Below are 21109 nucleotides of genomic sequence, written 5' to 3'. Positions count from 1 at the left end.
TCGACCCCGTTTGCCGGTCTTTTGCCCGCGTTGCGGTGACCTGCCTGCCCTTGCCGCTGCAAGGGTCTTGCCGGGCTTTTTGACTACCGGTTGGAGGCTCCAGCGTCCATTGCCATTAACCGGACATGGTGCCCGAAAAATTCGCGCGCCCTTTGCTGACGCTGTGCGATTTTTCGGTCGGAAACCGTTTCCTGCAGGCTGTCAAAGCGACCCGATGGCCAGGAACCTGTCCTCGCGCTGGCTCAGGAGCCCGGCCGGGTCCAAGGTCTCCAGCGCTGCGAGTTCCCGACCCAGTGCATCGGCAAGGGCGCGCGCGGTCCGGGCCGGATCGCGATGAGCGCCGCCGGTGGGCTCGGGCACGATCCCGTCGATCACGTTCAGGTCCAGCAGGTCCTGCGCGGTCACCTTCATGGCCGTGGCGGCATCGGCGGCCTTGTCCGGCGTGCGCCACAGGATCGAGGATGCGCCCTCGGGTGAGATCACCGAATAGACGGCATGTTCCAGCATCAGCACCTTGTTGGCGCTGGCAATGGCGACCGCGCCGCCCGAACCGCCTTCGCCGACGATCGCTGCGACCATCGGCACCGCAAGAGCAAGGCAGGCCTCGGTCGAGCGGGCGATGGCCTCGGCCTGACCGCGTTCTTCCGCCTCGACGCCGGGGAAGGCGCCTGCCGTGTCCACCAGCGTGACGACCGGCAGGCCGAACTTGCTGGCCATTTCCATCAGGCGGATCGCCTTGCGGTAGCCTTCGGGCTTGGCCATGCCGAAGTTGTGCTTGATGCGGCTGGCGGTGTCGTGGCCCTTTTCGTGACCGATCACCATGACCTTGCGGCCATCGAGCTTCGCCAGCCCGCCGATGATCGCGGCGTCCTCGCCATAGAGGCGGTCGCCACCCAGAGGCACGAAATCGGTGAAGGACAGCCGGATGTAGTCGACGAAATGCGGACGCTGCGGATGGCGCGCGACCTGCGTCTTCTGCCAGGGCGAGAGCTTGCCGTAAGTGCTGGCGAGGAGGGCCGCACTTTTCTTCTCCAGCTTCCGGATTTCCGCTTCGATGTCGAGGTCGCTGCCGTCGGCGGTCGCGCGCAGTTCGGCGATCCGCATTTCCAGCTCGGCGACCGGCTTTTCGAAGTCCAGGAACGAAATCATACGGACCTCTTCGCCAGCCACTCTTCGAGCCACTTGATCGTGTAGTCGCCGCTGTTGAACTCGGGGTCCTCCAGCAGCGCCTGATGCAGCGGGATCGAGGTCTTGACGCCCTCGATGACCATCTCCTCAAGTGCGCGCTTGAGGCGCATGATTGCGCCTTCGCGCGTGCGGCCCGAGACGATCAGCTTGCCGATCATGGAATCGTAGTAGGGCGGAATGCGGTAACCGGCGTAGAGCCCGGAATCGACGCGCACGTTCAGGCCGCCTGCGGCGTGATAGCCCTTCACTTCGCCCGGCGAGGGCGTGAAGGTCCACGGGTCTTCCGCATTGATGCGGCACTCGATGGCGTGGCCCTTGAACTCCAGTTCATCCTGCGTGAACGAGAGCGGCTCGCCCGCGGCGATGCGGATCTGTTCGCGCACCAGATCGACGCCGGTGATCGCTTCGGTGACCGGATGTTCCACCTGCAGGCGGGTGTTCATCTCGATGAAGTAGAACTCGCCGTTTTCCCACAGGAACTCGATCGTGCCGGCGCCGCGATAGCCCATGTCGGCCATGGCTTTGGCGACGATCCCGCCCATGCGTTCGCGCTCTTCGGGCGTGATGACCGGGGAGGGCGCTTCCTCCAGCACCTTCTGGTGGCGGCGCTGCAGCGAGCAGTCGCGTTCGCCCAGATGGACGGCATGGCCGTTGCCGTCACCGAAGACCTGGAATTCGATGTGCCGCGGATTGCCGAGGTACTTTTCCATGTAGACGGTGGCATCGCCGAAAGCGGCTTTCGCTTCCGAGCGGGCCTGCCCCATCTGGCTTTCCAGCTCGTCGGCCGAATTCACGACCTTCATGCCGCGCCCGCCGCCGCCCGAAGCGGCCTTGATGATCACCGGGTAGCCGATCTTTTCGGCCATCGCGCGCGCCTCGTCGAAGTCCTCGATGGCGCCGTCCGAGCCCGGGACCAGCGGCAGGCCGAGGGCACCGGCGGTGCGCTTGGCCTCGACCTTGTCGCCCATGGTGCGAATGTGCTCGGGCTTGGGGCCGACCCATGCGATGTCATGCGCCTCGACGATCTCGGCGAAGCGGGCGTTTTCCGAAAGGAATCCGTAGCCGGGGTGGATCGCGTCGGCATGGGTGATCTCGGCGGCCGAGATGATCGCGGCTATGTTGAGATAGCTGTTCGCGGCAGCCGGCGGGCCAATGCAGACGGCATGGTCGGCCAGCCGGACGTGCATGGCGTCGGCATCGGCGGTTGAGTGCACCGCGACCGTCTCGATGCCCATCTCGCGCGCGGCGCGATGGATACGCAGTGCGATTTCGCCGCGGTTGGCAATCAGGAGGCGTTTGATGGCCATAAGGCGCCCCGCTCTCAGCCGATCACCACGAGCGGCTGGTCGAATTCGACCGGCTGCTGGTTCTCGACGAGAATGGCGGTGATGGTGCCCGATTTGGGTGCGGTGATCTGGTTCATCACCTTCATGGCCTCCACGATCAGCAGTACGTCGCCCGCCTTCACTGTCTTGCCGACCGAGATGAAGTCCGCAGCGCCCGGCTCGGGAGCAAGATAGACGGTGCCGACCATCGGCGACTTCACGGCATCGACCGGAGCAGCCGCAGGGGCGGCTTCGGCTGCAGGCGCAGCGGCGGGCACGGCAGCCGGAGCGGCAGGTGCCGCCATCGGCATGGCAGGCGCCATGGCTGCGGTCATCTGCTGGATCAGCTGGCGGCTGACGCGGATCTTGCGGTCGCCGTCCTCCACTTCGATTTCCGAGAGGCCGGTTTCGGCCAGCAGTTCGGCCAGCTCACGAACCAGAGCGCTATCGATATTCACGCGACGTCCTTTCGTTCAAGATACTCGAGCAGCGTTGCCAGCGTGGTCTTCAGGTCCTTGCGGTGGACCACCATGTCCACCATGCCGTGGGCATGGAGGTATTCGGCGCGCTGGAAGCCGTCGGGGAGTTTTTCACGGATGGTGTCCTGGATCACGCGCTGGCCGGCAAAGCCGATGAGCGCGCCCGGTTCGGCGATCTGCACGTCACCGAGCATGGCATAGCTCGCGGTGACGCCGCCGGTGGTGGGATCGGTCAGGATCACGATGTAGGGAAGGCCAGCGGCGGCAAGGCTCCGGGTGGCCACGGTGGTCTTGGGCATTTGCATCAGCGAGAGGATGCCCTCCTGCATGCGGGCGCCGCCCGCCGCGGTGCAGATCACGTAAGCGCAGTTTTCGGCGATTGCGCGTTCAACGCCAGCGACGAAGGCTTCGCCCACGGCCATGCCCATCGAGCCGCCCATGAACCTGAAGTCCTGCACGCCGAGCACTGCCTTGCGGCCATCGACCGTGCCGCACGCATTGGTGAGCGCGTCGGGGAAGGGGTTGGCGGCGCGGGCGGCCTTGAGGCGGTCGGGGTATTTCTTGGTGTCGCGGAAGCCGAGCGGGTTCTCGGGCACCTTCGGCGTCGGCAGGACCACATAACCGGCATCGAGCAGCAGGTCGAAACGGGCCTGCGTGGCGATGCGGCCGTGGTGCTGGCAATGCGGGCAGACAGACAGGTTGGCTTCGAAATCCTTCGCGAACAGCATCTCGCCGCAGCTCGGGCATTTCATCCAGAGATTGTCGGGGGTGTCGCGTTTCGCCAGACTGGAAAGCGAATTGCGAACCTTGCTGAGCCAACTCATTTGGTGCGTACCGATCTTGTTGAACAGGATAGGAGACGGGCGCCTAAGCCGAGCCTCGAGCCATTCCGGGTGACGACCTGCTTGCCCCTTTATTCTGGTGCGAAACGCCGGAATGAGGGGCGCGTTTAGGGGAAACCGCTCCGCCGCCGCAAGCCAAATTGGCTTCGTCTGTGGGCAAGTGGGGGGGCAGGGCATCGCCGGGGCGTACCGCAGGTACGATGCGAATTTACATGTTGTATGCATATTCAGACGAATTTGTATGAATAACTCAAATTTGGATGCTGTTCGGATACAAATGAGATGTCACCGGTTTTGGTGTGGCTAGCGAAAATTTCTGCCCTGAAGGTCAAAGGGAAGAGGCGTTCGGGTGCCTGGATGACCTTGCCGTGACCACGCGCTATGAGAGCGGGCCCGGATCGCCGCCGGGTTGAGGCAGGAGCAGGGAACTGGAATTTCGGGAAGCAGCAGCGGGCGCCGTGCAGGTACAGGTCCGGCGAAGCGCCTACCGCGAACCGGCGGACGCGCCGCGCGAAATGGACGTGCCCGTGGAGGCTCCCGTCGCGATCGAAACCAACGGCATTGCTTATGCCGTGATGATGGCGAGCCCGATCGATCTGGAGGACTTCGTAACCGGCTTCCTCATGGCCGAGGGACTGGCTGCGCCGGGCGAGGTGGGCGAAGTCGCGCTGCACACGGTGGAGAATGGCGAATGGGGCACCGGCCATGTCGCGCGCGTCAACCTTCCCGCCGACCGCCTCGGCCCGATCCTCGAACGGGCGCGGCGCCGGGTGGGTGACAGTTCCTGCGGCATCTGCGGGATCGAGGGGGTGGAAGCCGCGCTGCGCCCGCTCCCTGCGCTGTCCCGCCGCAGCGCGGCCAAGCCCGAGGCCATCCGCCGCGCGCTCGATGCCTTCGCCAAACGCCTGCCGCTCGGTCGACTCACCCGCGCGACCCACGCAGCGGCCTTCGTCCGCGAGGACGGTGAACTGCTGCTGGTGCGCGAGGACGTCGGCCGCCACAACGCGCTCGACAAGCTGGTGGGCGCGATGGCGCGGCAGGGGATCGCCGCGTCCGAAGGCTTCATCGTGATGACCTCGCGCTGTTCCTACGAACTGGTCGAAAAGACCGTGCGTGCGGGGTGCCCGCTGCTGGTGACGATCTCTGCACCCACTGACCTAGCAGCGCGCCGTGCGAAGGCGGCGGGCCTTTCGCTGGCCGTAGTGGCACGCGACGATTCGATGCTGTTGCTGTGCTGAACGCGCGGTTGTTCTCTCAAGGTGTCGGGAACGATCCTTCGATCCGGTCGCCGTGGCTCGGGGGCATCGACACGACGAGAAATTCCGCGGGCTCGTTCGTGCCGTTGATCGCCTGATGCAGCAGGCCGGGTGCGATCTCGGCACCTTGGCCCGCCTTGATCGTCAGCATGCCCGTTTCCGTCCGTATCGAAAGCTCGCCTGCAAGGACCTGGAAGAATTGGCGCGATTTCGCGTGGCGGTGAGGCACTTCCGCGCCGCCCGGTACCATCCGCTCACGAATGATGCTGAGATCGCGGCGCTTCAGAAGGTGCCAGCCATCGTTGACCCCGCCCCAGACATAGTGCTCGGCGTTGCTTTGATCGATCACGGCCGGTGATGGCGTGCCTTCCATACCGCCTTCCTGAGCGCTGGCGGGTTGCGCGGTCATCAGGGCTAGTATTCCGGTTGCCGCGATCCTTCTCATGCCTGTGCTCCCTCGGGTTGGAAGATCCATTATTATGTTCCGGCTTAGCTTATCCAATGAAGCGGCGCTGAGGGAAGCGGTCTGTTCGCCATATTTGGCAAAGCCGGCGGGAAACCCCGGTTTGCAACCAATATCGATCCCCATTTGCCGTTCGTCGAGTGGCGCGGCCATGCAGGCCCGGTTTTGCTTGTAGTCGCGGGGCGGCGCCCTTAGATTTCCACCCATTCCGGGGTTTGAAAGACAAGGATTTCCCAACATGGCCGTAATGACCGACCAGGATATCGCGGGTGAGCTGAAGCTGACCCCGCCCGATCCCGTGCCGGTGGTGCAGCCCGAGCGTGCCGCCGGGCTGGTGCCGGTGGGCGACGAGCAGAAGAGCAAGCTGCAGATACGCGTCGGCGAATTCGTCGATGATCTCGTTTCGCAGGATTCCAGCTCGCCCGAATTCGGCCGCCGTGTCGACCAGATCACCAACATGGGCCGCAAGGAGATTTCCGAGGCGGCGGGCCAGTCCAACCGTTTTCTCGACCGCCCGATCCGCGCGATGGACAAGGACGCGGGCGTGGGCGCCGATCTGGCCGAACTGCGCCGCACGGTGGAAGACCTCGATCCCTCGACCAAGGGTGACCTGCTTTCCAAGCGCAAGCTGTTCGGGATCATCCCGATGGGCTCCAAGCTCCGCAATTACTTCGACAGCTATCAGAGCGCGCAGGGCCACATCAGCGCCATCCTCACCCGCCTGCAGAACGGCAAGGACGAGCTGCTGATGGACAACGCCGCGATCGACGTGGAGCGGCAGAACCTGTGGGCGGCCATGGGCAAGCTCGAACAGATGGTGTTCATGTCCAAGGCGCTCGATACCGCGCTGGAAGACAAGGCGAACGATCTCGATCACACCGATCCCGCCAAGGCCAAGGCCGTACGCGAGAGCGCGCTGTTCTACGTGCGCCAGCGCACGCAGGATCTGTTGACGCAGATGGCGGTGACGGTGCAGGGCTACCTTGCGCTCGATCTGGTGAAGAAGAACAATGTCGAGCTGATCAAGGGCGTCGACCGCGCCTCCACCACGACGGTGGGCGCGTTGCGCACGGCCGTCACGGTGGCGCAGGCGATGGCGAACCAGAAGCTGGTGCTCGACCAGATCACCGCGCTCAACACCACGACGGCCAACATCATCGATGGCACCGGCCAGATGCTCAAGGACAACACCGCGCGCATCCACGAGCAGGCGGCTACTTCGACGATCCCGCTCGAAACGCTGAGCCGTGCATTCCAGAACATCTACGATACGATGGATTCGATCGACACCTTCAAGCTCAAGGCGCTCGACTCGATGAAGCAGACGGTCACCTCGCTCGAAGGCGAGATCGACAAGTCCAAGGCCTACATCGCCCGCGCGCAGGGGCAGGCCGAGGGCATCGCAGCGGATGGCAAGGCAGCGCCTTCTCTGCTGGAGGCGGTAGACCAGTAAGCGATGGCACAAGTGCCCGCCTCCCAATCGCGCGGCGTATCGCAGGAGATCATCCGCGCCGCCCGCCGCCAGCGCGCAGCCCGGCTCTACAACGCCCGCAAGGAGCGCTGGCGCTTTCGCCTGCGCCGTATCCGCCGCGCGTTCCTCGCGCTGTCGGGCATCTGGATCGCCACGCTGGTCGCGGCGCTGGCGCTGGGCGGGTTGTCGTTCGGCGTATCGATGAGCGCCATCCTGCTGGGCATCGCGCTGTTCGTGGTGCTGTCGATTTACCCGGCGGCCCCGCGCACGCATGCCGATGACCTCAACAGCGCCAGCCTGCCTGAACTGGCGGGTTCGGCCGAACTGTGGCTGGAGGGCAAGCGCCGCGCGCTGCCCAATGCCGCGATCGATGCCATCGACATGATCGGCGTGCGCCTCGAGCAGATCGCCCCGCAACTTGCCGCGATGGAGGAAAACGGTCCCGCCGCGCGCGAAGTGCGCAAGCTGCTCTCGGAACACCTGCCCGGGCTGGTCGACAGCTACACCCGCATCCCGGCCGCGCTGCGCAGCAAGCCCGGGGTGGGCGGCACTAGCCCGTCTGAACAGCTGGTCGATGGCCTTGCCGTCATTTCCGATGAGATCGAGGCGATGAGCCTCGACCTGTCGAAGGGCGACATCGACGCGCTGGCGACGCGCAATCGGTTCCTTGAAACCAAGTATGTGGACCGTGATTGAGCTGCTGACCGAGCCCACGAGCCTGCCGTTCTCGGTGGCGCTGGGAGTGGTGCTGCTGCTGGCCGTGCTGCAGCTGGTGGGCATCAGCGACCTGCTCGGGGCCGACCTTGACGCGGATGTGGATGTTCATGTCGATGTCGATCACGATCTGGCCGTCGATGCCGGGTTGCTTTCGCTGTTCGGTGTGGGCCGCATCCCGTTCATGATGTGGCTGATGATCCTGCTCTCGGTCTTCGGCGTTGTAGGGCTGGCCGGTCAGCATTTCCTAGAAGCCCTGACCGGCGCACCCTGGTCCGCCTGGCTGGTGAGCGCGGGAGCGGCGCTGGTGGCGCTACCGGCAACGGGCGCGGTATCCCGCCCCCTGGGCAGCATCCTGCCCAAGGACGAGACGACCGCGATCAACGTGGCCGCGCTCGTGGGCCGCGAGGCGGAAGTGGTGATAGGCACCGCGACGCCGGGCAATCCGGCGCGGGCGAAAGTTACCGACCATTTCGGTCAGACGCACTATGTGATGCTGGAACCCGACAATGCGGACCAGCGTTTTGTCCAGAACGAGAAGGTCCTGCTCGTGCGGAGCGAGGGCGACCTGTTCAAGGCCATTGCGCGCGGGGATCACTATCTGCCGAGGCTGGATTAGCAGGCGCGCGGTAACGTCTCTTCTGGCCGGAATCGGGGAAAGGCTGGGTTATGAAGAAGCTCGCATTCAATACGAAGAAGCAAGGCGCCATCGCGACCGGTGCTTCGGCGAAAGGTGCCGGTGCACTTGGCGCGCTCGCCGTAGGGGCGTTCGCGGTGGGAGCACTCGCCTTTGGCGCGGTCGCGGTGGGTGCTCTGGCGATCGGACGGCTCTCGATAAGGCGTGCGCGCATTCGCCGTCTGGAAATCGACGAGATTGTGGTTGGGCGCGTTAGGCGGGTGCCGGACGAGCCTGCCGCAGCCATTCCGTCTGAAACAGGGGCGGAGCAGGATTGAGGGCCCTACCCGCGGCGGAAATGGCTCTTGGTGCGATTGATCCGGGACAGCAGATCTGCGGTCCGTTGCGGCAGACCTAGAGGATGCGCGCAAGCAGTGGTGGAGCAAGCGTCAGCAGGCCGATCAAAGCCGCAGCGATAGAAGCGATCAGCACGCCTCCGGCGGCCAGGTCCTTTATGCGGCCGATGGCCCTGTCGAATTCCGGGTTGATGTAGTCGCAGGCTTCTTCGATCGCGGTGTTGAACGCTTCGGCCAGCCAGACGATGGCTATGGCAAGCACCAGCCAGCGCCAGCCGGCAATGGAAATCTGCAATAGAAAACCTGCCGCCAAGGCCATGAGCGATGCGGCAAGGTGCAGCCACGCGTTGTGCTCATCCTGCACGAGCGCGCGCAATCCCCGGCCAGCGTAAGTGAAGCTCTTCAGGCGCGCGAAGATGCTGAAGCGATGGTGTGGCGCAGGTTCTTCGGGAGGCGTCAGCATGAATGTTCCTGAGCGGTTGGGGAAGGGCAGGAGTTGCGGGATATCTGGAGGCAAAGCCACCGCGCTGAATGTTGGCATTCGACAATATAGTGCTGAATATGTCCATGCGGCTTTTTGGGAATTTCCGGCTCAAGGTGAAGGACGCACGGCAGTGGTAAGCTGTGGAAACGGCGGTTAAATTTCTGAAATCCTTAAATGCAATCGACTCGCAATAATCCGGATTCGCTATGACCGGCATTCGCCTTTCGCTATACGGCCTCAAGACAAGATGAAATCGAGAGCGGGGCGCAGTGCCGTCCGCGGCATCTTGGTTCGGAGAAGTGGAAGATGAGTGCCAGTATCGAACCGTGTTCGTGCAGGCCGCCATTCTGATTTGTGACCTGGCAAGCGTTCCTGTCTTGCCGTGACATAAATTCCGTCCGCATGAATTGGACTGTTTTGGCAGTGGTGCCGGATTTCGATTGAAACCGGTCTGTCCTTACGCGCCTTCCGGAAAGGCAGTTTGAAGTCATTCGAGCGCAATTGCGTGCGCGCAGTTGCGTTGGGATGAAATCGAAAGCGGGGCATTGTGCCGTCCGCAGCATTCCCTTGAAGGAGAAGTGAAAATGGACGGCCTTTTCAGCGGCCTATTCGACAGCATGTTGGGCATCATTGCGGTGGCCGCATTCGCTATCGTGTTCGCTATGATCGTGTTCGGCGTGATGCTGGCGCGGCTCTACCGGCGTGCGAGCAAGGAAATCGCGTTCGTGCGCACGGGCATCGGCGGGGAAAAGGTCGTGATGAACGGCGGTGCGATGGTGCTGCCGGTCTTCCACGAGACGATGCCGGTCAACATGAACACCGTGCGCCTTGCCGTGGAACGCAAGAACAGCGACGCGCTGATCACGCTCGACCGGTTGCGGATCGACGTGAAGGCCGAGTTCTACGTGCGCGTCCGTCCCGATGCCGGGGCCATTGCCATGGCCGCGCAGACGCTCGGCGCACGCACGATGCACCCGGAGGCGCTCAAGGATCTGGTTGAAGGCAAGTTCGTCGATGCGCTGCGCTCGGTCGCGGCGGGCATGTCGATGAACCAGCTTCATGAGCAGCGCGCGGACTTCGTGCAGAAAGTCCAGCAGGTTTCCTCCTCGGACCTTGCGATGAACGGTCTGGAACTGGAATCGGTCTCGCTGACCGGCCTCGACCAGACTTCGATCGAGCACTTTAACGCGAACAACGCGTTCGACGCCGAAGGTCTCACCAAGCTGACCGAGCAGATCGAGCTGCGCAAGAAAGCGCGCAACGACATCGAGCAGGACACGCGCGTGCAGATCGAGACCAAGAACCTCGAAGCCGACCGGCAGTCGCTGCAGATCCAGCGTGAGAACGAGTTCGCGCGTCTGGAACAGGAGCGGGAAGTCGAGATGCGCCGGGCCGAGCAGGCGGCGGAAGTCGCCCGCGAGCAGGCGGCGCGCGGCCGTGAGGCGGATGAAGCCCGCATTGTTGCGAAGCAGCAGGTGGACTCCAAGCAGATCGAGGCGGACCGGACCATCCAGGAAGCCAGGATCGCGCAGCAGCAGGCAGTCGAACTCGCCCGTCAGGAGCAGCAGATCGCGATCCAGAATAAGAGCCGCGAGGAAAGCCAGGCCAAGTCCCAGGCCGACGAAGCCCGCGCCAAGGCGGTTGCCGCCGAGGAGCAGGTTACGACCAGCCGCGAGACCGAAGTCGCCGAGCGTCTCAAGAGGATCGAACTGATCGAGGCGGCCAAGGAGGCCGAGCGTCAGGCGATCTCGGTCAAGGTGAAAGCCGAGGCCGAAAAGGAAGCCGCGTCCAACCGTGCCGAAGCCGCAAGGCTCGAAGCCGAGGGTGAGGCCGAAGCCGAGAAGCTACGGGCCGAAGCCGCCCGTGTCCGCTTCGAAGTGGAGGCCGCCGGCCAGCGTGCCATCAACGAAGCCGCGAATATCCTGTCTTCGGATCAGGTGTCGCTGCAGATGAAGATGGCGCTCCTGAAGGTCCTGCCGGAAGTCGTGCGCGAGAGCGTGCGTCCGATGGAAGCGATCGACTCGATCAAGATCGTGCAGGTCGATGGCCTTACCCAGAAGGGTGGCGGTTCGGGCGGCACGGGGGCTCCGATCGGAGGCTCGGGCAACCTGGCCAACGACGCGGTCAGTGCCGCGCTCGCCTACCGCGCGCAGGCGCCGGTGATCGACGGGCTGATGAAGGAACTCGGCCTCGACGGTGCGTCGCTGGCCACCATGGTCCGGGGTGCGGTGGAGCCGGAAGTTCCGGCAGCGCTCGCAGACGCCGGCAATGATGCCGAAGTCTATCGTCCCAAGACGATGAACTGAGCAAGGAAAAGCCCGGGAGACAAGATCTCTCGGGCTTTTTCGAACCCACTTATGCTTTCGGTTTGCGGCGATTGCTGGCCCTGATGATCTCTTCCATGTCCATAATGCAATCGCGGCCCTTAATGCCGTCCTCGGTCTTGTCCTCCGGATCGGCCTCGAAATGCGCGCGCATGCGATCGGACAGTTCGACGAGCTTTTGATAGTTCTCCTCGCCCACCTTCTTGCGGATGGCTTTCAGGCCTTCGTTGAGCGCGAAAAATTCGGTGTCGATGTTTTGCCCCGGGAAGTAGCCGCTATCGTCTTCGAATTTGGGGGATTTGAGCACCATCCAGCCCAGTAGGTCCATCAATTCGCTAATGTTCTGAGGGATGTAAGAAGTATAAGGTTTCTGCATGATCAATGCCCTGGTTGAGCAATAGCGTAAGTACTGTCTGTTCCAAGCTGACTTGGCCGAACAATGATGACTGTGCTGGGTTTCCAGTCACTATTGAAGAACCCTTGCACTTGAGACGTGCGGACCGTCTTCCTGGTGAGCGAAACGTCAAAGGCAACATTTCCGACCCTAGCATCCGGTATACGATACGTACGGTCTGTGGCGGTACTAGCATATTCTCTTCCAATGATCCGCACCGGTCCTTCTCGTGACGTCGCTATCCCCATTCTATTGTACAAAATCTTGAGTTCACGTCTTACAGTGCGATCAACAAAGTTCCCGATTGCTTCCTCCCGCGACAGACGAACTTTCAAGCGACCACTGTTGAATGTGTTGATACCCTCCTCATAGGCTATGTCAGTTCGTTCTTGAAGGTAGCGCAAGACTTCCACTTGTAGAGGTCGAGTTTCTCCCTAAAAAAGGTCGCCGCGCGGTCAATGCGAAGCTGGCGTATCAAGTTGGCTTGTCCTTCGAGCGTCCTTGGGAAACCGAGTGTGTCCAGTCGATAGTTGGGATCAATGCTCCTGATCTGTTGAACCAGAACGTTGATGTGCTCTTCAGTCAAAGCACTAGTTAACCTGCTGGCCGGTCCAGAGATATCCAGAATGTTGTCGGCGATTGCTACGATCGATCCGCCCGGGGCCTCAGGCAATCCGGGGAAGACGCGTTCGAGCGTCATCGGATCGTTCAGGGGAGGGCCGCCATTGCCGCTCATGCGCGCACGAGGATTGGGACGGTACTGGGAAGGTTGAATGGCTGCAGGCGCTTGATCGGGCCTATAGACGGCATTGGTTGTCTGATTGGCTGTTCGAGATTCAACAGTAGCGGATGAGCTTGCTGTCCCCTCCGTCACGGAAAGCGCTGAAACCTTTGGCCGTTTCGTATGCAAATTGCGCTGGCGGGAATTTACGGCATAGCCGGGTGCGTGAGCGCCTCCCGGGGCGAACGTGAAGCGGCCGTTCCGGGGATCATGATAGGGATTGAATTTGAGCTCTGTTCCGGACTGGAAGAATCGAGGTGAAAGCCGTCTTCCCGTCCTGAGATAATGCTCGAACGCAAGGCATTCGGTGGACTGGCGTTCAGCTGTGGTCGCGTGATTGGGCATGACTTGTCCCTTGCTGCTCAATGAGAACATTGAGGGAACAAATCCTACAATTCAAGCGATGTAACCAAAATGGTTCTTTTTGAGGGCGCTGATCCAAAAAAGGGGGGCGTTCCGCAGTATATGCAGAGCAGGTAATGCCGAGGACCTGAGGCCGGTGGCGGGAGATCAGCTCCGCTTGCGGCGATTGCTGGCCCGGATGATGTCCTCCATGTCCATGATGCAGTCGCGGCCCTTGATGCCGTCCTCGGTCTTGTCCTCGGGGTCGGCCTCGAAATGCGCGCGCATCCGGGCGGACAGTTCTACGAGCTTTTGATAGTTCTCCTCGCCCACCTTCTTGCGGATGGTCTTCAGGCCTTCATTCAGGGCGAAGAATTGGGTGTTGATATCCCGTTGGGGGAAATAGCCTGTTTTGTCCTTGAAGGTCGGCGAGGACAGAATCATCGAGCCAAGCATGTCCATGATTTCGCCTGTTCCCTGAGGAATGCAGGGTTTATTCGAGCGGATCGACGAATTGAACATGGTACCTCCTCGGAGAACGGCAGCAGAGACTGCGCCAAGATGTGCCATGCGTTTTTCTAACAGCGTCCGGGCGACGGGGCTTGCCAAAGAACATCCGGAATCGCCGCGATTCTGATCGCCACGGCGGCGGGCACGGGAGACGGAGCTGTGATAGGTTCGCCGAAAGGGCCACCAAGGGCCGGGAGAGCGAGCTGCAATGCCAGGTGAAACTTACAAGATTCTGCTGTTCATGAAGCGTCGGCCGGACATTTCGATCGAGCAGTTCCGCGACTATTACGAGACGAAACACGCCCCGCTGGCGGAGAAGTATTCGAGCGGCGTATCGCGCTACATCCGGCGCTACATCGACCCGCAGCCGCATCCCGAGACGGGCGAATTCACCGATGCACCGGATGTGATTACCGAGCTGTGGTTCGAGGACGAGAAGGTCTATCGCGGCACGCTCGCCTACATCACCACCAGCCTGATGCCGGAAGAGATCATAGAGGACGAGAAGAACCTCTTCGACCGGTCGGCCTTCCGCATTGCCACGGTGGTGGAGTGCGAGTCCGTTTTGTCGAATGCCTGATCTGCCAGCGCAGGCCCTCGTCCTTCCGCTTGAGGTAATCCGGGCTACTGCCCGGCGCTGCGCATGCCCAGCAGGCCGACGATGCCGCCGTCGACCCGGATGTCGCAGCCGCTGATGTAGGAGGCCGCAGGAGACAGCAGGAACTCGGCGACAGAAGCGATCTCGTCGCCGTGGCCCATACGCCGCTGGGGCACCATGCCGATCATCGCGCGCATCTGGGCGTTCGATTCTGCTTCGGCCTTGCCCATGGAGGTGTCGATGAAGCCCGGCGCGATCGACGCGATGCGCACCCCGCGCGCGCCAAAGGCGGTCGCCTCGCGCTCGACGAGGTGCATCACTGCGCGCTTCGAGACGGCATAGGCCATGCCGGGATCGGCCATGAACTGCTCGATGCCGGTGCGGTCGCCGGTGGCAACGAACGTGCGGATCGCGCCGAGCATGGCGGGATCGGCGAGCATGTAGCCCGAGACAGAGGAGATCAGCACCGCGCAGCCGCCCTCGGAAAAGCGCGGAAGCAGACCAGCCGCGAGACGCTCGGTGGCGTAGTAGTTGACGTCGAAGATGCGCGGGCCGTCCGCCATCGTCGGCGAAAGGCCTGCGGTGTGGATCAGTCCGGCGATCGGTGCATCGCCGAGCACTTCGAGGATCTGCTCCGGAAAGCCGGGCGCAGCGATGTCGCCAGCCAGCGTCTTGATCTCGGCGCCGGTGCCGCGCAGCACGCGGGCGAGCGCCTCGACGGGCTCAGCACGCAGATCGCAAAGCAGCAGCGAGCGGCCCTTTGCGGCAAATCGAATCGCTGCGGGATTGCCCATGCCGCCTGCGGCGCCGGTGATGACGACCGTTCCGGGGACTTTGTTCATGACCTCTCCAATCTATGACCGCAACTTTCGATTTCGGCCCTTTGGTAACGCCAGAGGACGATGGCAGCCAGTGCCGGTCCGGCGAACATCGCTGTGGCGCCCTGGTACTTTCAGATGAGAGCGAAATCGGCCGGTGGCACCTTCACCCCCGCCACCGGCGACCGCCCGCGCCACAGCGCCGATGTGCCCGAAAGCGGACGGCCGTTCTTGAGGCAGTCCCCCGCATCCTCGGGCACCAGCACGATGTAGATGTCGCGTCCGTCCTTGCCGCCGAAGCGGACCTGCGTGGTCGCGCCGGGCGGGGTGGGGATGGGGTCCAGTTCCTGGCCTGCCGGCGTCACCCGGCGGATGATGTTCGGGGAATAGACGCCGGGGATCCAGATGTTGTCATCGACATCGAGTGCCAGCCCGTCGCAGTCGTCCCGGTCGAGCAGCATGCGCTTGTTGCTGAGGGTGAGGTCCGGCGCCATGTCCCAGATCAGGCCCTTGCCGAAGGTTTCCGAGCAATAGAATTCGCCGCGCGCGGGATTGCAGGCGATGCCGTTGGTGAAGCGAAGCCCTTCGGCAAGCGGGATCACTTCGCGCTCGCGCGTCAGGCGGTAAAGCGCTGTGGGGCGCGTGTCGCGCGCGGCGATGATGTTTTCCATGTCGATCGTGCCGAAGAACATGCCGCCAGTCCCGTCAGGCCACATCTCGTTGATGCCGTTGACCGGCTCGCCGCCGATTTCCTCGATCAGCCAGCCTGAGGCGCCGGTCTGCGGGTTGTTCCAGCGCACGCCGCCCTGGCCGCTCGAGAGCACGGCCCCGTCGCTGTTGATCAGGATGCCGCCGGTCCACATGCGTTCGGGATCGAGCACGCCCACGGGCGTTCCATCGGGCTTCACCCCGTGAATGCCGCCGCCCACGACGTCGCTGTACCAGATCACGTCGCGTTCGTGATCGACCGCGAGGCCTTCCAGATAGATGCCCGTGGCGAGCTTTTCGAACTGCATGGCGGACAACTGGGCGGACAGGTCGGTCATTCTCTCTCTCCCGGCCCGGCCTGTTGCGATCTGTCCGGTGCCGTCCTTGAGGGTGTTGGCTGACGGGGCGACGGTCAAGGTGCGGTTGCCGGCGCCGGCGATGACCAACGCTGCAGCGATGACTGCGTCTTAAAGAAAAATATGATCTATCGTCTCTCATAGGGGTTGCATCGGGACGCGTCTCGGCGTTCTATCCGCGCGATTGCGCTTGCGGGATTCAACCCGGCGTATGGTGATGGAATTTTGGGGAGAGCACGAATGCAGATGACCGGCGAGCAGCAGATTGCCGCGCCGCGCCAGAAGGTGTGGGAGGCGCTGAACGATCCGGCTGTCCTCGCCCAGTGCATTCCGGGTTGCCAGAGCCTCGACCGCGATGGTCCGGACCGCTTCGTGGCTGTTGCCGAAGTGAAGATCGGACCGATCGGCGCGCGTTTCAAAGGCAACGTGCAGCTTTCCGATATCGATGCGCCGAACGGCTATACGATCACCGGTTCGGGCAATGGCGGCATCGCCGGTTCGGCCAAGGGCGGCGCGAAAGTGCGCCTGTCGGACGCACCGGGCGGCGGGACACTGGTCTCCTATGAGGTGGAGGCCGAAGTGGGCGGACGCATGGCGCAGCTGGGCGGGCCGATCATTGATGCGACCGCGAAAAACCTTGCGGGCAAGTTCTTCGCGAAGTTCGGCGAAGTGGTGAGCGGCGGCGGTGCGGCTTCAGCTGCCGCTGTCCCGGCCGCAGGTGCTCCGGTTGCGGGGCAGGTGGCACCTGCTGCGGTTCATGCAGCGCCGGTGGCGGTTTCGTCCGCACCCGCGTCGCTGTGGGGCTGGGTGGTCGCTCTCGTGCTCGCCTTGATCGCGGGCTTTTCGCTAGGCCAGATGCATGTGCGCGGTGCCGGGCTGCTGCTGGTCGCGGTGCTGCTGGTGGTAACGGCGGCGGCAGCCTTTGAGGCGGGACGCCGGGGAGGCCGCAAGTGAAGCCCGCACCTTTCGACTATGCGCGCCCGTCGAGCATTGCCGAGGCCTGCGCGATCCTGTCCGAAGCAGGCGGCGGCGCTACAGTGATCGCGGGCGGGCAGACGCTGATGCCGCTGCTCAATTTGCGCATGAGCCAACCCTTCATCCTCGTCGACATCAATGGGATCGCTGATCTCAAGGGCGTGTCGCGGGTGGACGGCGGAACACGGGTTGGTCCGGCGACGCGGCAGGCCGATGCGCTGCGCGATGAGACGCTGGCGCGGCACCTCCCGGCATTCGTTGCTGCGCTGGGCCATGTTGGGCACTACCAGACCCGCAACCGGGGCACGGTGGGCGGCTCGGTTGCGCTTGGCGAACCGGCGGCGGAAATGCCCGCGACGGCCGTGGCGCTGGGGGCTACGATCGAAATCGCTTCGGTCAGCGGCACCCGCAGCGTCAAGGCGGAGGAATTCTACCTCGGCCCCTACATGACGGCTCTGGAGCCCGATGAACTGGTGACCGGGATCACGTATCCCGACTGGCCGGACGGCCACGTGGTGCTGTTCCGCGAAGTGGCGCAGCGTCCCGGAGACTTTGCGCTTGTCGGCATGGTCGGCGCGCTGGCGCTTGATGGCGGCAAGGTGTCGCGCGCCGGGATCGCGTGGTTCGGCATGGGGCCAACACCCATCCGCGCACGGCAGGCGGAAGACGCATTGCTGGGCAAGGCGCTGACGGAAATCGACGCCGATGCCGTGGCGGCGCTCGCCGTGGCCGATACCGCGCCGTTCGACGATCACCATGCCAGCGCCGAATACCGCCGTACCGTCGGCAAGCGCATCTTCGCCCGCACCCTGCGCGAGACCCTCGACATCAGGAGCGCCGCATGAGCGAGCACAAGATTGAACTGACCGTCAATGGTCACCGCCACGCCGCCACGGTCGAGGCTCGCACCGGCCTGGGCGAATTCCTGCGTGAAGAGCTGGGCTATACCGGCACCCACCTTGCCTGCGAACACGGCGTTTGCGGCGCCTGCACCGTGCGCGTCGATGGCGTTGCCATGCGGTCTTGCCTGATGCTGGCAGTGCAGGCAGACGGCTGCGAGGTAACGACCGTCGAAGGGCTGGCCGCTCCCGACGGCACCTTCCACCGCGTGCAGCAGGCGCTGCAGGACAATTTCGGGCTGCAATGCGGGTTCTGCACCCCCGGCGTGGCGATCACGCTGGCCACTGTGCTGCAGGATAATCCCTCGGCCACCACCGGCGAGATGGAGGCGGCGATGTCCGGCCATATCTGCCGCTGTACAGGCTATCAGGGCATCCGCCGCGCAATTCGCCAGCTTGCGGGAGAAAACGCATGAACTTCCACGCGAGCAGTGTCGGGGCCACCCGCTATGTCGGCGAGCGCACCCCGCGCAAGGAAGACAGCCGCCTGCTGACCGGTCGTGGCCAGTTCACCGACGATATCCAGCTGCCGGGCATGATGCACATCGCCTATGTCCGCAGCCCCGTCGCGCGCGGGCGGATCGTCTCGATCAATCTGGAGGTCGCGCGCGAGATGCCCGGCGTGCAGGCGATCTACACCCAGGCCGATCTCGCCGCGATCCCCGTGCAGATGATGAGCTTCTTCTTCACGCCCATCGAAAGCCCGGTGTCGCTGCTGGCGGACGGGCGCGTGGCCTGCGTCGGCGATCCGGTCTGCATGGTCATCGCCGAGACCCGCGCCATGGCGGAAGATGCCGCCGCGCTGGTCGAGATGGAGATCGAGGAGGAAACCCCTCTCGTCACCATAGCCGACGCGAAGACCGGCCCGCTCGTCCACCCGGACAAGGACGACAATATCGCCGCCGAAATGGGCGATGAGGATATGCTGGAAGAGGCCATCCAGCCCTTGCTCGACAAGGCGCCGCATGTGGTCACCCACACGATCCGCCACCAGCGGATCGCGCAGTCGCCGATGGAATGCCGCGCCTGTGTCGCCTCGCCCGATGGCTCGGGCGAGATGACGGTGTGGATGGGCTGCCAGAGCCCGCACCTTGCCGCGCGCTATCTGGCGCTGGTGCTGGGTCTGCCGCAGGAATCGATCCGCGTCATCGCCAAGGACGTGGGCGGCGGCTTCGGCCTCAAGAACATCCCCTGGCGAGAGGAAGTGGCGGTGGTCGTCGCTGCGCGGCTGTTCGGCCGCCCGCTCAAGTGGATCGAGGACCGCTATGAGGCGCTGACGGCTTCCAGCCATGCGCGTGAGCAGGAAGTCACGCTCACCATCGGCCTTGACGATGAAGGCAAGCTGCTTGCTGCCTGGTCGGACTATGCCTGCAACAACGGCGCCTGGCCGATGGGCGAGGATGCCAATATCGCCGTGCACATGTTCATGTGGCCGGCCCACAAGCTGCCCGCCTACGGCTTTGTCACGCGTGGCTGGTACACCAATACCATGGGGCTGGGCGGCTATCGCGGGCCGTGGGCGATGGAATCGCTGATCCGGGAAACCACGCTCGACAAGGCCGCCCGCAAGCTAGGCATCGATCCCATCGAGCTGCGCCGCAAGAACCTCATCTACCTGCCCGATCAGCCGGTAACGTCCGGCATGGGCATCGAGGTGACCGACATCACTCCGGGCGAATGCCTCGAAAAGCTGGTGGCCAATGTCGATGTCGCCGCGTTCCGCAAGGAACAGGCCGAGGCGCGCAAGGAAGGGCGCTATCTCGGCATGGGCATCACCACCTATATCGAGCCGACCGGCTCGGCGGGCTCGATGCAGCCGATGACCGGCGAGACCGTGCATGTGCGGATCGAGCCGACCGGCAAGGTGGTCGCCATGCTTTCCACCCATTCGCAGGGCCACGGCACGGCCACGACGATGGCGCAGGTCATCGCCGACCGGCTGGGCGTCGCCTACGAGGACATTTCGGTGTTCGAGGGTGACAGCGCCATCGGCGCGTTCAGCCCCGGCGCGGCGGGCAGCCGTCAGGGCGTGATCGCGGGCGGTGCGACGTGGAAGGCGACCGAGCTGCTGGCGGACAAGGTCAGGGCTGTCGCCGCGCACCTTTCGAATGCCAGCGTGGATGCCGTCACCATTGATGGCGGCATGGTCCATGTCGAGGGCGCGCCGGAAATGTCGCGCTCGCTCAAGGAACTGGCCGAGATCGCCTATGGCGAGCCGGGGCGCCTGCCCGAGGGCATGGCGACCGGCCTCGAAGCGCAGTTCCGCTACCAGCCGCCGCCGATGACGATGACCAGCGCGGCGCACTGCTGCGTGGTCGAGGTCGATGCCGAGACAGGCTTCGTGAAGATCCTGCGCTGGATCAGTTCCGAGGACTGCGGCACCGTGATCAATCCCGGTGTGGTAGAGGGCCAGATCGCGGGCGGCCTGGCGCAGGCGATCGGGCAGGTCCTGCTCGAAGAGATGCCTTACGACGCACGCGGCAATCCGCTGGCGGCGACGTTCAAAGACTACCTGATGCCGACGATCTTCGACGTGCCGGATTTCGAATATCTGCACGCAAACACCCCGTCGCAGACCATTGGCGGCATGCGTGGTGTGGGCGAGGGCGGGGCGATCATCGGCCCGCCGACGCTGGTCAACGCGATTGCCGATGCTCTCTCTCCGTTCGGCGAACTGGGCGGCAAAAAGGGCGAAGTAACGCTGCCGCTGACCCCGTCGCGCATTCTCGACGTGATCGAGCAGCGCGATGTTTCGGGTCATTCGGCCCATGCGGCCCCGGTTCCGGCAGCCGCGCCTGTTTCGGCCCCTGCCGTGCCGGAGGCCCCCGTAGCCGAGACGGCAGCGCCTGTTCCGGCGCCTGCGGCCTCCGCGAGCATTGATGGCGATTGGGACATGACGCTCAAGGCACCGATGGGGGGCCAGACCTTCGTTGCGCACTTCGAAACGCAGGGCACTTCGCTGTCCGGCTATCTCTCCGCCCCTGAAGGCCAGCAGGACTTCTCCGGCGGCACGATCGAGGGCGGCCGGATCAAGTTCGAGGTGAAGGTCGACAAGCCGATGAAAATCACCCTCAAGTACGACATCCAGCTTGAGGGCGACACGATCACCGGCAAGTGCAAGATGGGCATGTTCGGCACGGCCAAGGTCACGGCGGTGCGGGCTTAGGGGCGTTAGATCAGCTCACGCTCAAATGACGACAGTTGGGACGG

22 protein-coding genes are annotated in these 21109 nt (G+C 63.8%); 11 read left to right on the top strand and 11 right to left on the bottom strand.

Features of this window, described 5'->3' with window-relative positions; all coding sequences use genetic code 11:
* Positions 1-201 precede the first annotated feature (201 nt).
* The 4 genes from MTR64_RS10550 to accD are packed head-to-tail and all read right to left on the bottom strand — an operon-like array spanning position 202 to position 3816.
* Entirely contained in the window at positions 202-1149 is a 948-nt protein-coding gene (locus MTR64_RS10550; RefSeq protein ID WP_243993564.1) for an acetyl-CoA carboxylase carboxyltransferase subunit alpha, read from the bottom strand.
* Positions 1146-2495, bottom strand: a complete 1350-nt coding sequence (accC, locus tag MTR64_RS10545) for an acetyl-CoA carboxylase biotin carboxylase subunit (RefSeq protein WP_243993562.1) — start codon at positions 2493-2495, stop codon at positions 1146-1148. The genes MTR64_RS10550 and accC overlap by 4 nt, the downstream gene beginning before the upstream one ends.
* A 14-nt stretch (positions 2496-2509) precedes the next feature.
* Entirely contained in the window at positions 2510-2971 is a 462-nt protein-coding gene (accB, locus tag MTR64_RS10540) for an acetyl-CoA carboxylase biotin carboxyl carrier protein (RefSeq protein ID WP_243993560.1), read from the bottom strand.
* Complete coding sequence (gene accD / locus MTR64_RS10535; RefSeq protein ID WP_243993557.1) at positions 2968-3816, bottom strand: acetyl-CoA carboxylase, carboxyltransferase subunit beta; 849 nt, start codon at positions 3814-3816, stop codon at positions 2968-2970. The genes accB and accD overlap by 4 nt, the downstream gene beginning before the upstream one ends.
* Before the next feature lie 476 nt (positions 3817-4292).
* On the opposite strand from accD, the gene fdhD reads away from it, so the two are divergent.
* Positions 4293-5072: a formate dehydrogenase accessory sulfurtransferase FdhD gene (gene fdhD, locus MTR64_RS10530; protein WP_419144935.1), complete on the top strand. Its 780-nt coding sequence runs from the start codon at positions 4293-4295 to the stop codon at positions 5070-5072.
* A 16-nt stretch (positions 5073-5088) separates the two neighbouring features.
* On the opposite strand, the gene MTR64_RS10525 is transcribed toward fdhD, so the two are convergent.
* Positions 5089-5535, bottom strand: coding sequence for a cupin domain-containing protein (locus MTR64_RS10525; protein ID WP_243993555.1), 447 nt, complete (start codon positions 5533-5535; stop codon positions 5089-5091).
* A 256-nt stretch (positions 5536-5791) separates the two neighbouring features.
* Between MTR64_RS10525 and MTR64_RS10520 the strand changes: the two genes are divergently transcribed.
* Genes MTR64_RS10520 through MTR64_RS10505 form a run of 4 tightly spaced genes read left to right on the top strand, consistent with a single transcriptional unit; the run spans position 5792 to position 8692 of the window.
* Positions 5792-7006 (top strand): toxic anion resistance protein, encoded by a 1215-nt coding sequence (locus MTR64_RS10520; RefSeq protein WP_243993554.1) that lies wholly within the window; start codon positions 5792-5794, stop codon positions 7004-7006.
* A gap of 3 nt (positions 7007-7009) precedes the next feature.
* Positions 7010-7720: a hypothetical protein gene (locus tag MTR64_RS10515; RefSeq protein WP_243993552.1), complete on the top strand. Its 711-nt coding sequence runs from the start codon at positions 7010-7012 to the stop codon at positions 7718-7720.
* Positions 7713-8357 (top strand): YqiJ family protein, encoded by a 645-nt coding sequence (locus tag MTR64_RS10510; protein ID WP_243993550.1) that lies wholly within the window; start codon positions 7713-7715, stop codon positions 8355-8357. The genes MTR64_RS10515 and MTR64_RS10510 overlap by 8 nt, the downstream gene beginning before the upstream one ends.
* Before the next feature lie 50 nt (positions 8358-8407).
* Positions 8408-8692 (top strand): hypothetical protein, encoded by a 285-nt coding sequence (locus MTR64_RS10505; RefSeq protein ID WP_243993548.1) that lies wholly within the window; start codon positions 8408-8410, stop codon positions 8690-8692.
* A gap of 76 nt (positions 8693-8768) precedes the next feature.
* Here the strand turns inward: MTR64_RS10505 and MTR64_RS10500 are convergent, their stop codons facing one another.
* Positions 8769-9173, bottom strand: a complete 405-nt coding sequence (locus MTR64_RS10500) for a diacylglycerol kinase family protein (protein ID WP_243993546.1) — start codon at positions 9171-9173, stop codon at positions 8769-8771.
* A gap of 638 nt (positions 9174-9811) precedes the next feature.
* Between MTR64_RS10500 and MTR64_RS10495 the strand changes: the two genes are divergently transcribed.
* Positions 9812-11500 (top strand): flotillin family protein, encoded by a 1689-nt coding sequence (locus MTR64_RS10495; RefSeq protein WP_243993635.1) that lies wholly within the window; start codon positions 9812-9814, stop codon positions 11498-11500.
* Positions 11501-11549: 49 nt separating this feature from the next.
* On the opposite strand, the gene MTR64_RS10490 is transcribed toward MTR64_RS10495, so the two are convergent.
* The 3 genes from MTR64_RS10490 to MTR64_RS10480 form a co-directional block, all read right to left on the bottom strand.
* The gene (locus tag MTR64_RS10490; protein ID WP_243993633.1) at positions 11550-11894 is read right to left on the bottom strand and encodes a hypothetical protein; all 345 of its coding nucleotides are present in this window, start codon (positions 11892-11894) and stop codon (positions 11550-11552) included.
* Between the two features lie 391 nt (positions 11895-12285).
* Positions 12286-13038: a hypothetical protein gene (locus MTR64_RS10485; RefSeq protein WP_243993544.1), complete on the bottom strand. Its 753-nt coding sequence runs from the start codon at positions 13036-13038 to the stop codon at positions 12286-12288.
* Positions 13039-13203: 165 nt separating this feature from the next.
* The gene (locus tag MTR64_RS10480; protein WP_243993542.1) at positions 13204-13605 is read right to left on the bottom strand and encodes a hypothetical protein; all 402 of its coding nucleotides are present in this window, start codon (positions 13603-13605) and stop codon (positions 13204-13206) included.
* A gap of 148 nt (positions 13606-13753) precedes the next feature.
* On the opposite strand from MTR64_RS10480, the gene MTR64_RS10475 reads away from it, so the two are divergent.
* Positions 13754-14125 carry an EthD domain-containing protein gene (locus MTR64_RS10475; protein ID WP_243993540.1) on the top strand — a complete coding sequence of 124 codons (372 nt, stop codon included), beginning with the start codon at positions 13754-13756 and terminating at the stop codon, positions 14123-14125.
* Between the two features lie 44 nt (positions 14126-14169).
* On the opposite strand, the gene MTR64_RS10470 is transcribed toward MTR64_RS10475, so the two are convergent.
* Complete coding sequence (locus MTR64_RS10470) at positions 14170-14985, bottom strand: SDR family oxidoreductase (RefSeq protein WP_243993538.1); 816 nt, start codon at positions 14983-14985, stop codon at positions 14170-14172.
* Positions 14986-15095: 110 nt separating this feature from the next.
* Positions 15096-16007 carry an SMP-30/gluconolactonase/LRE family protein gene (locus MTR64_RS10465; RefSeq protein WP_243993536.1) on the bottom strand — a complete coding sequence of 304 codons (912 nt, stop codon included), beginning with the start codon at positions 16005-16007 and terminating at the stop codon, positions 15096-15098.
* A 258-nt stretch (positions 16008-16265) separates the two neighbouring features.
* Here MTR64_RS10465 and MTR64_RS10460 point away from each other — a divergent pair, with 258 nt between their 5' ends.
* The 4 genes from MTR64_RS10460 to MTR64_RS10445 are packed head-to-tail and all read left to right on the top strand — an operon-like array spanning position 16266 to position 21065.
* Positions 16266-16979, top strand: a complete 714-nt coding sequence (locus MTR64_RS10460; RefSeq protein WP_243993534.1) for a CoxG family protein — start codon at positions 16266-16268, stop codon at positions 16977-16979.
* Positions 16976-17845 carry an FAD binding domain-containing protein gene (locus MTR64_RS21475; RefSeq protein WP_243993532.1) on the top strand — a complete coding sequence of 290 codons (870 nt, stop codon included), beginning with the start codon at positions 16976-16978 and terminating at the stop codon, positions 17843-17845. Before MTR64_RS10460 ends, MTR64_RS21475 begins: the two co-directional genes overlap by 4 nt.
* Positions 17842-18315 (top strand): (2Fe-2S)-binding protein, encoded by a 474-nt coding sequence (locus tag MTR64_RS10450; RefSeq protein ID WP_243993530.1) that lies wholly within the window; start codon positions 17842-17844, stop codon positions 18313-18315. Before MTR64_RS21475 ends, MTR64_RS10450 begins: the two co-directional genes overlap by 4 nt.
* A complete protein-coding gene (locus tag MTR64_RS10445; protein ID WP_243993529.1) occupies positions 18312-21065 on the top strand; it encodes a xanthine dehydrogenase family protein molybdopterin-binding subunit in 2754 nt (917 codons plus the stop codon). Before MTR64_RS10450 ends, MTR64_RS10445 begins: the two co-directional genes overlap by 4 nt.
* The last annotated feature ends 44 nt before the right edge of the window (positions 21066-21109 follow it).

The organism is Novosphingobium album (ex Hu et al. 2023) (assembly GCF_022832385.1).
Classification (GTDB): domain Bacteria; phylum Pseudomonadota; class Alphaproteobacteria; order Sphingomonadales; family Sphingomonadaceae; genus Novosphingobium; species Novosphingobium album.
This window is presented reverse-complemented; position numbering and strand designations above follow the sequence as displayed.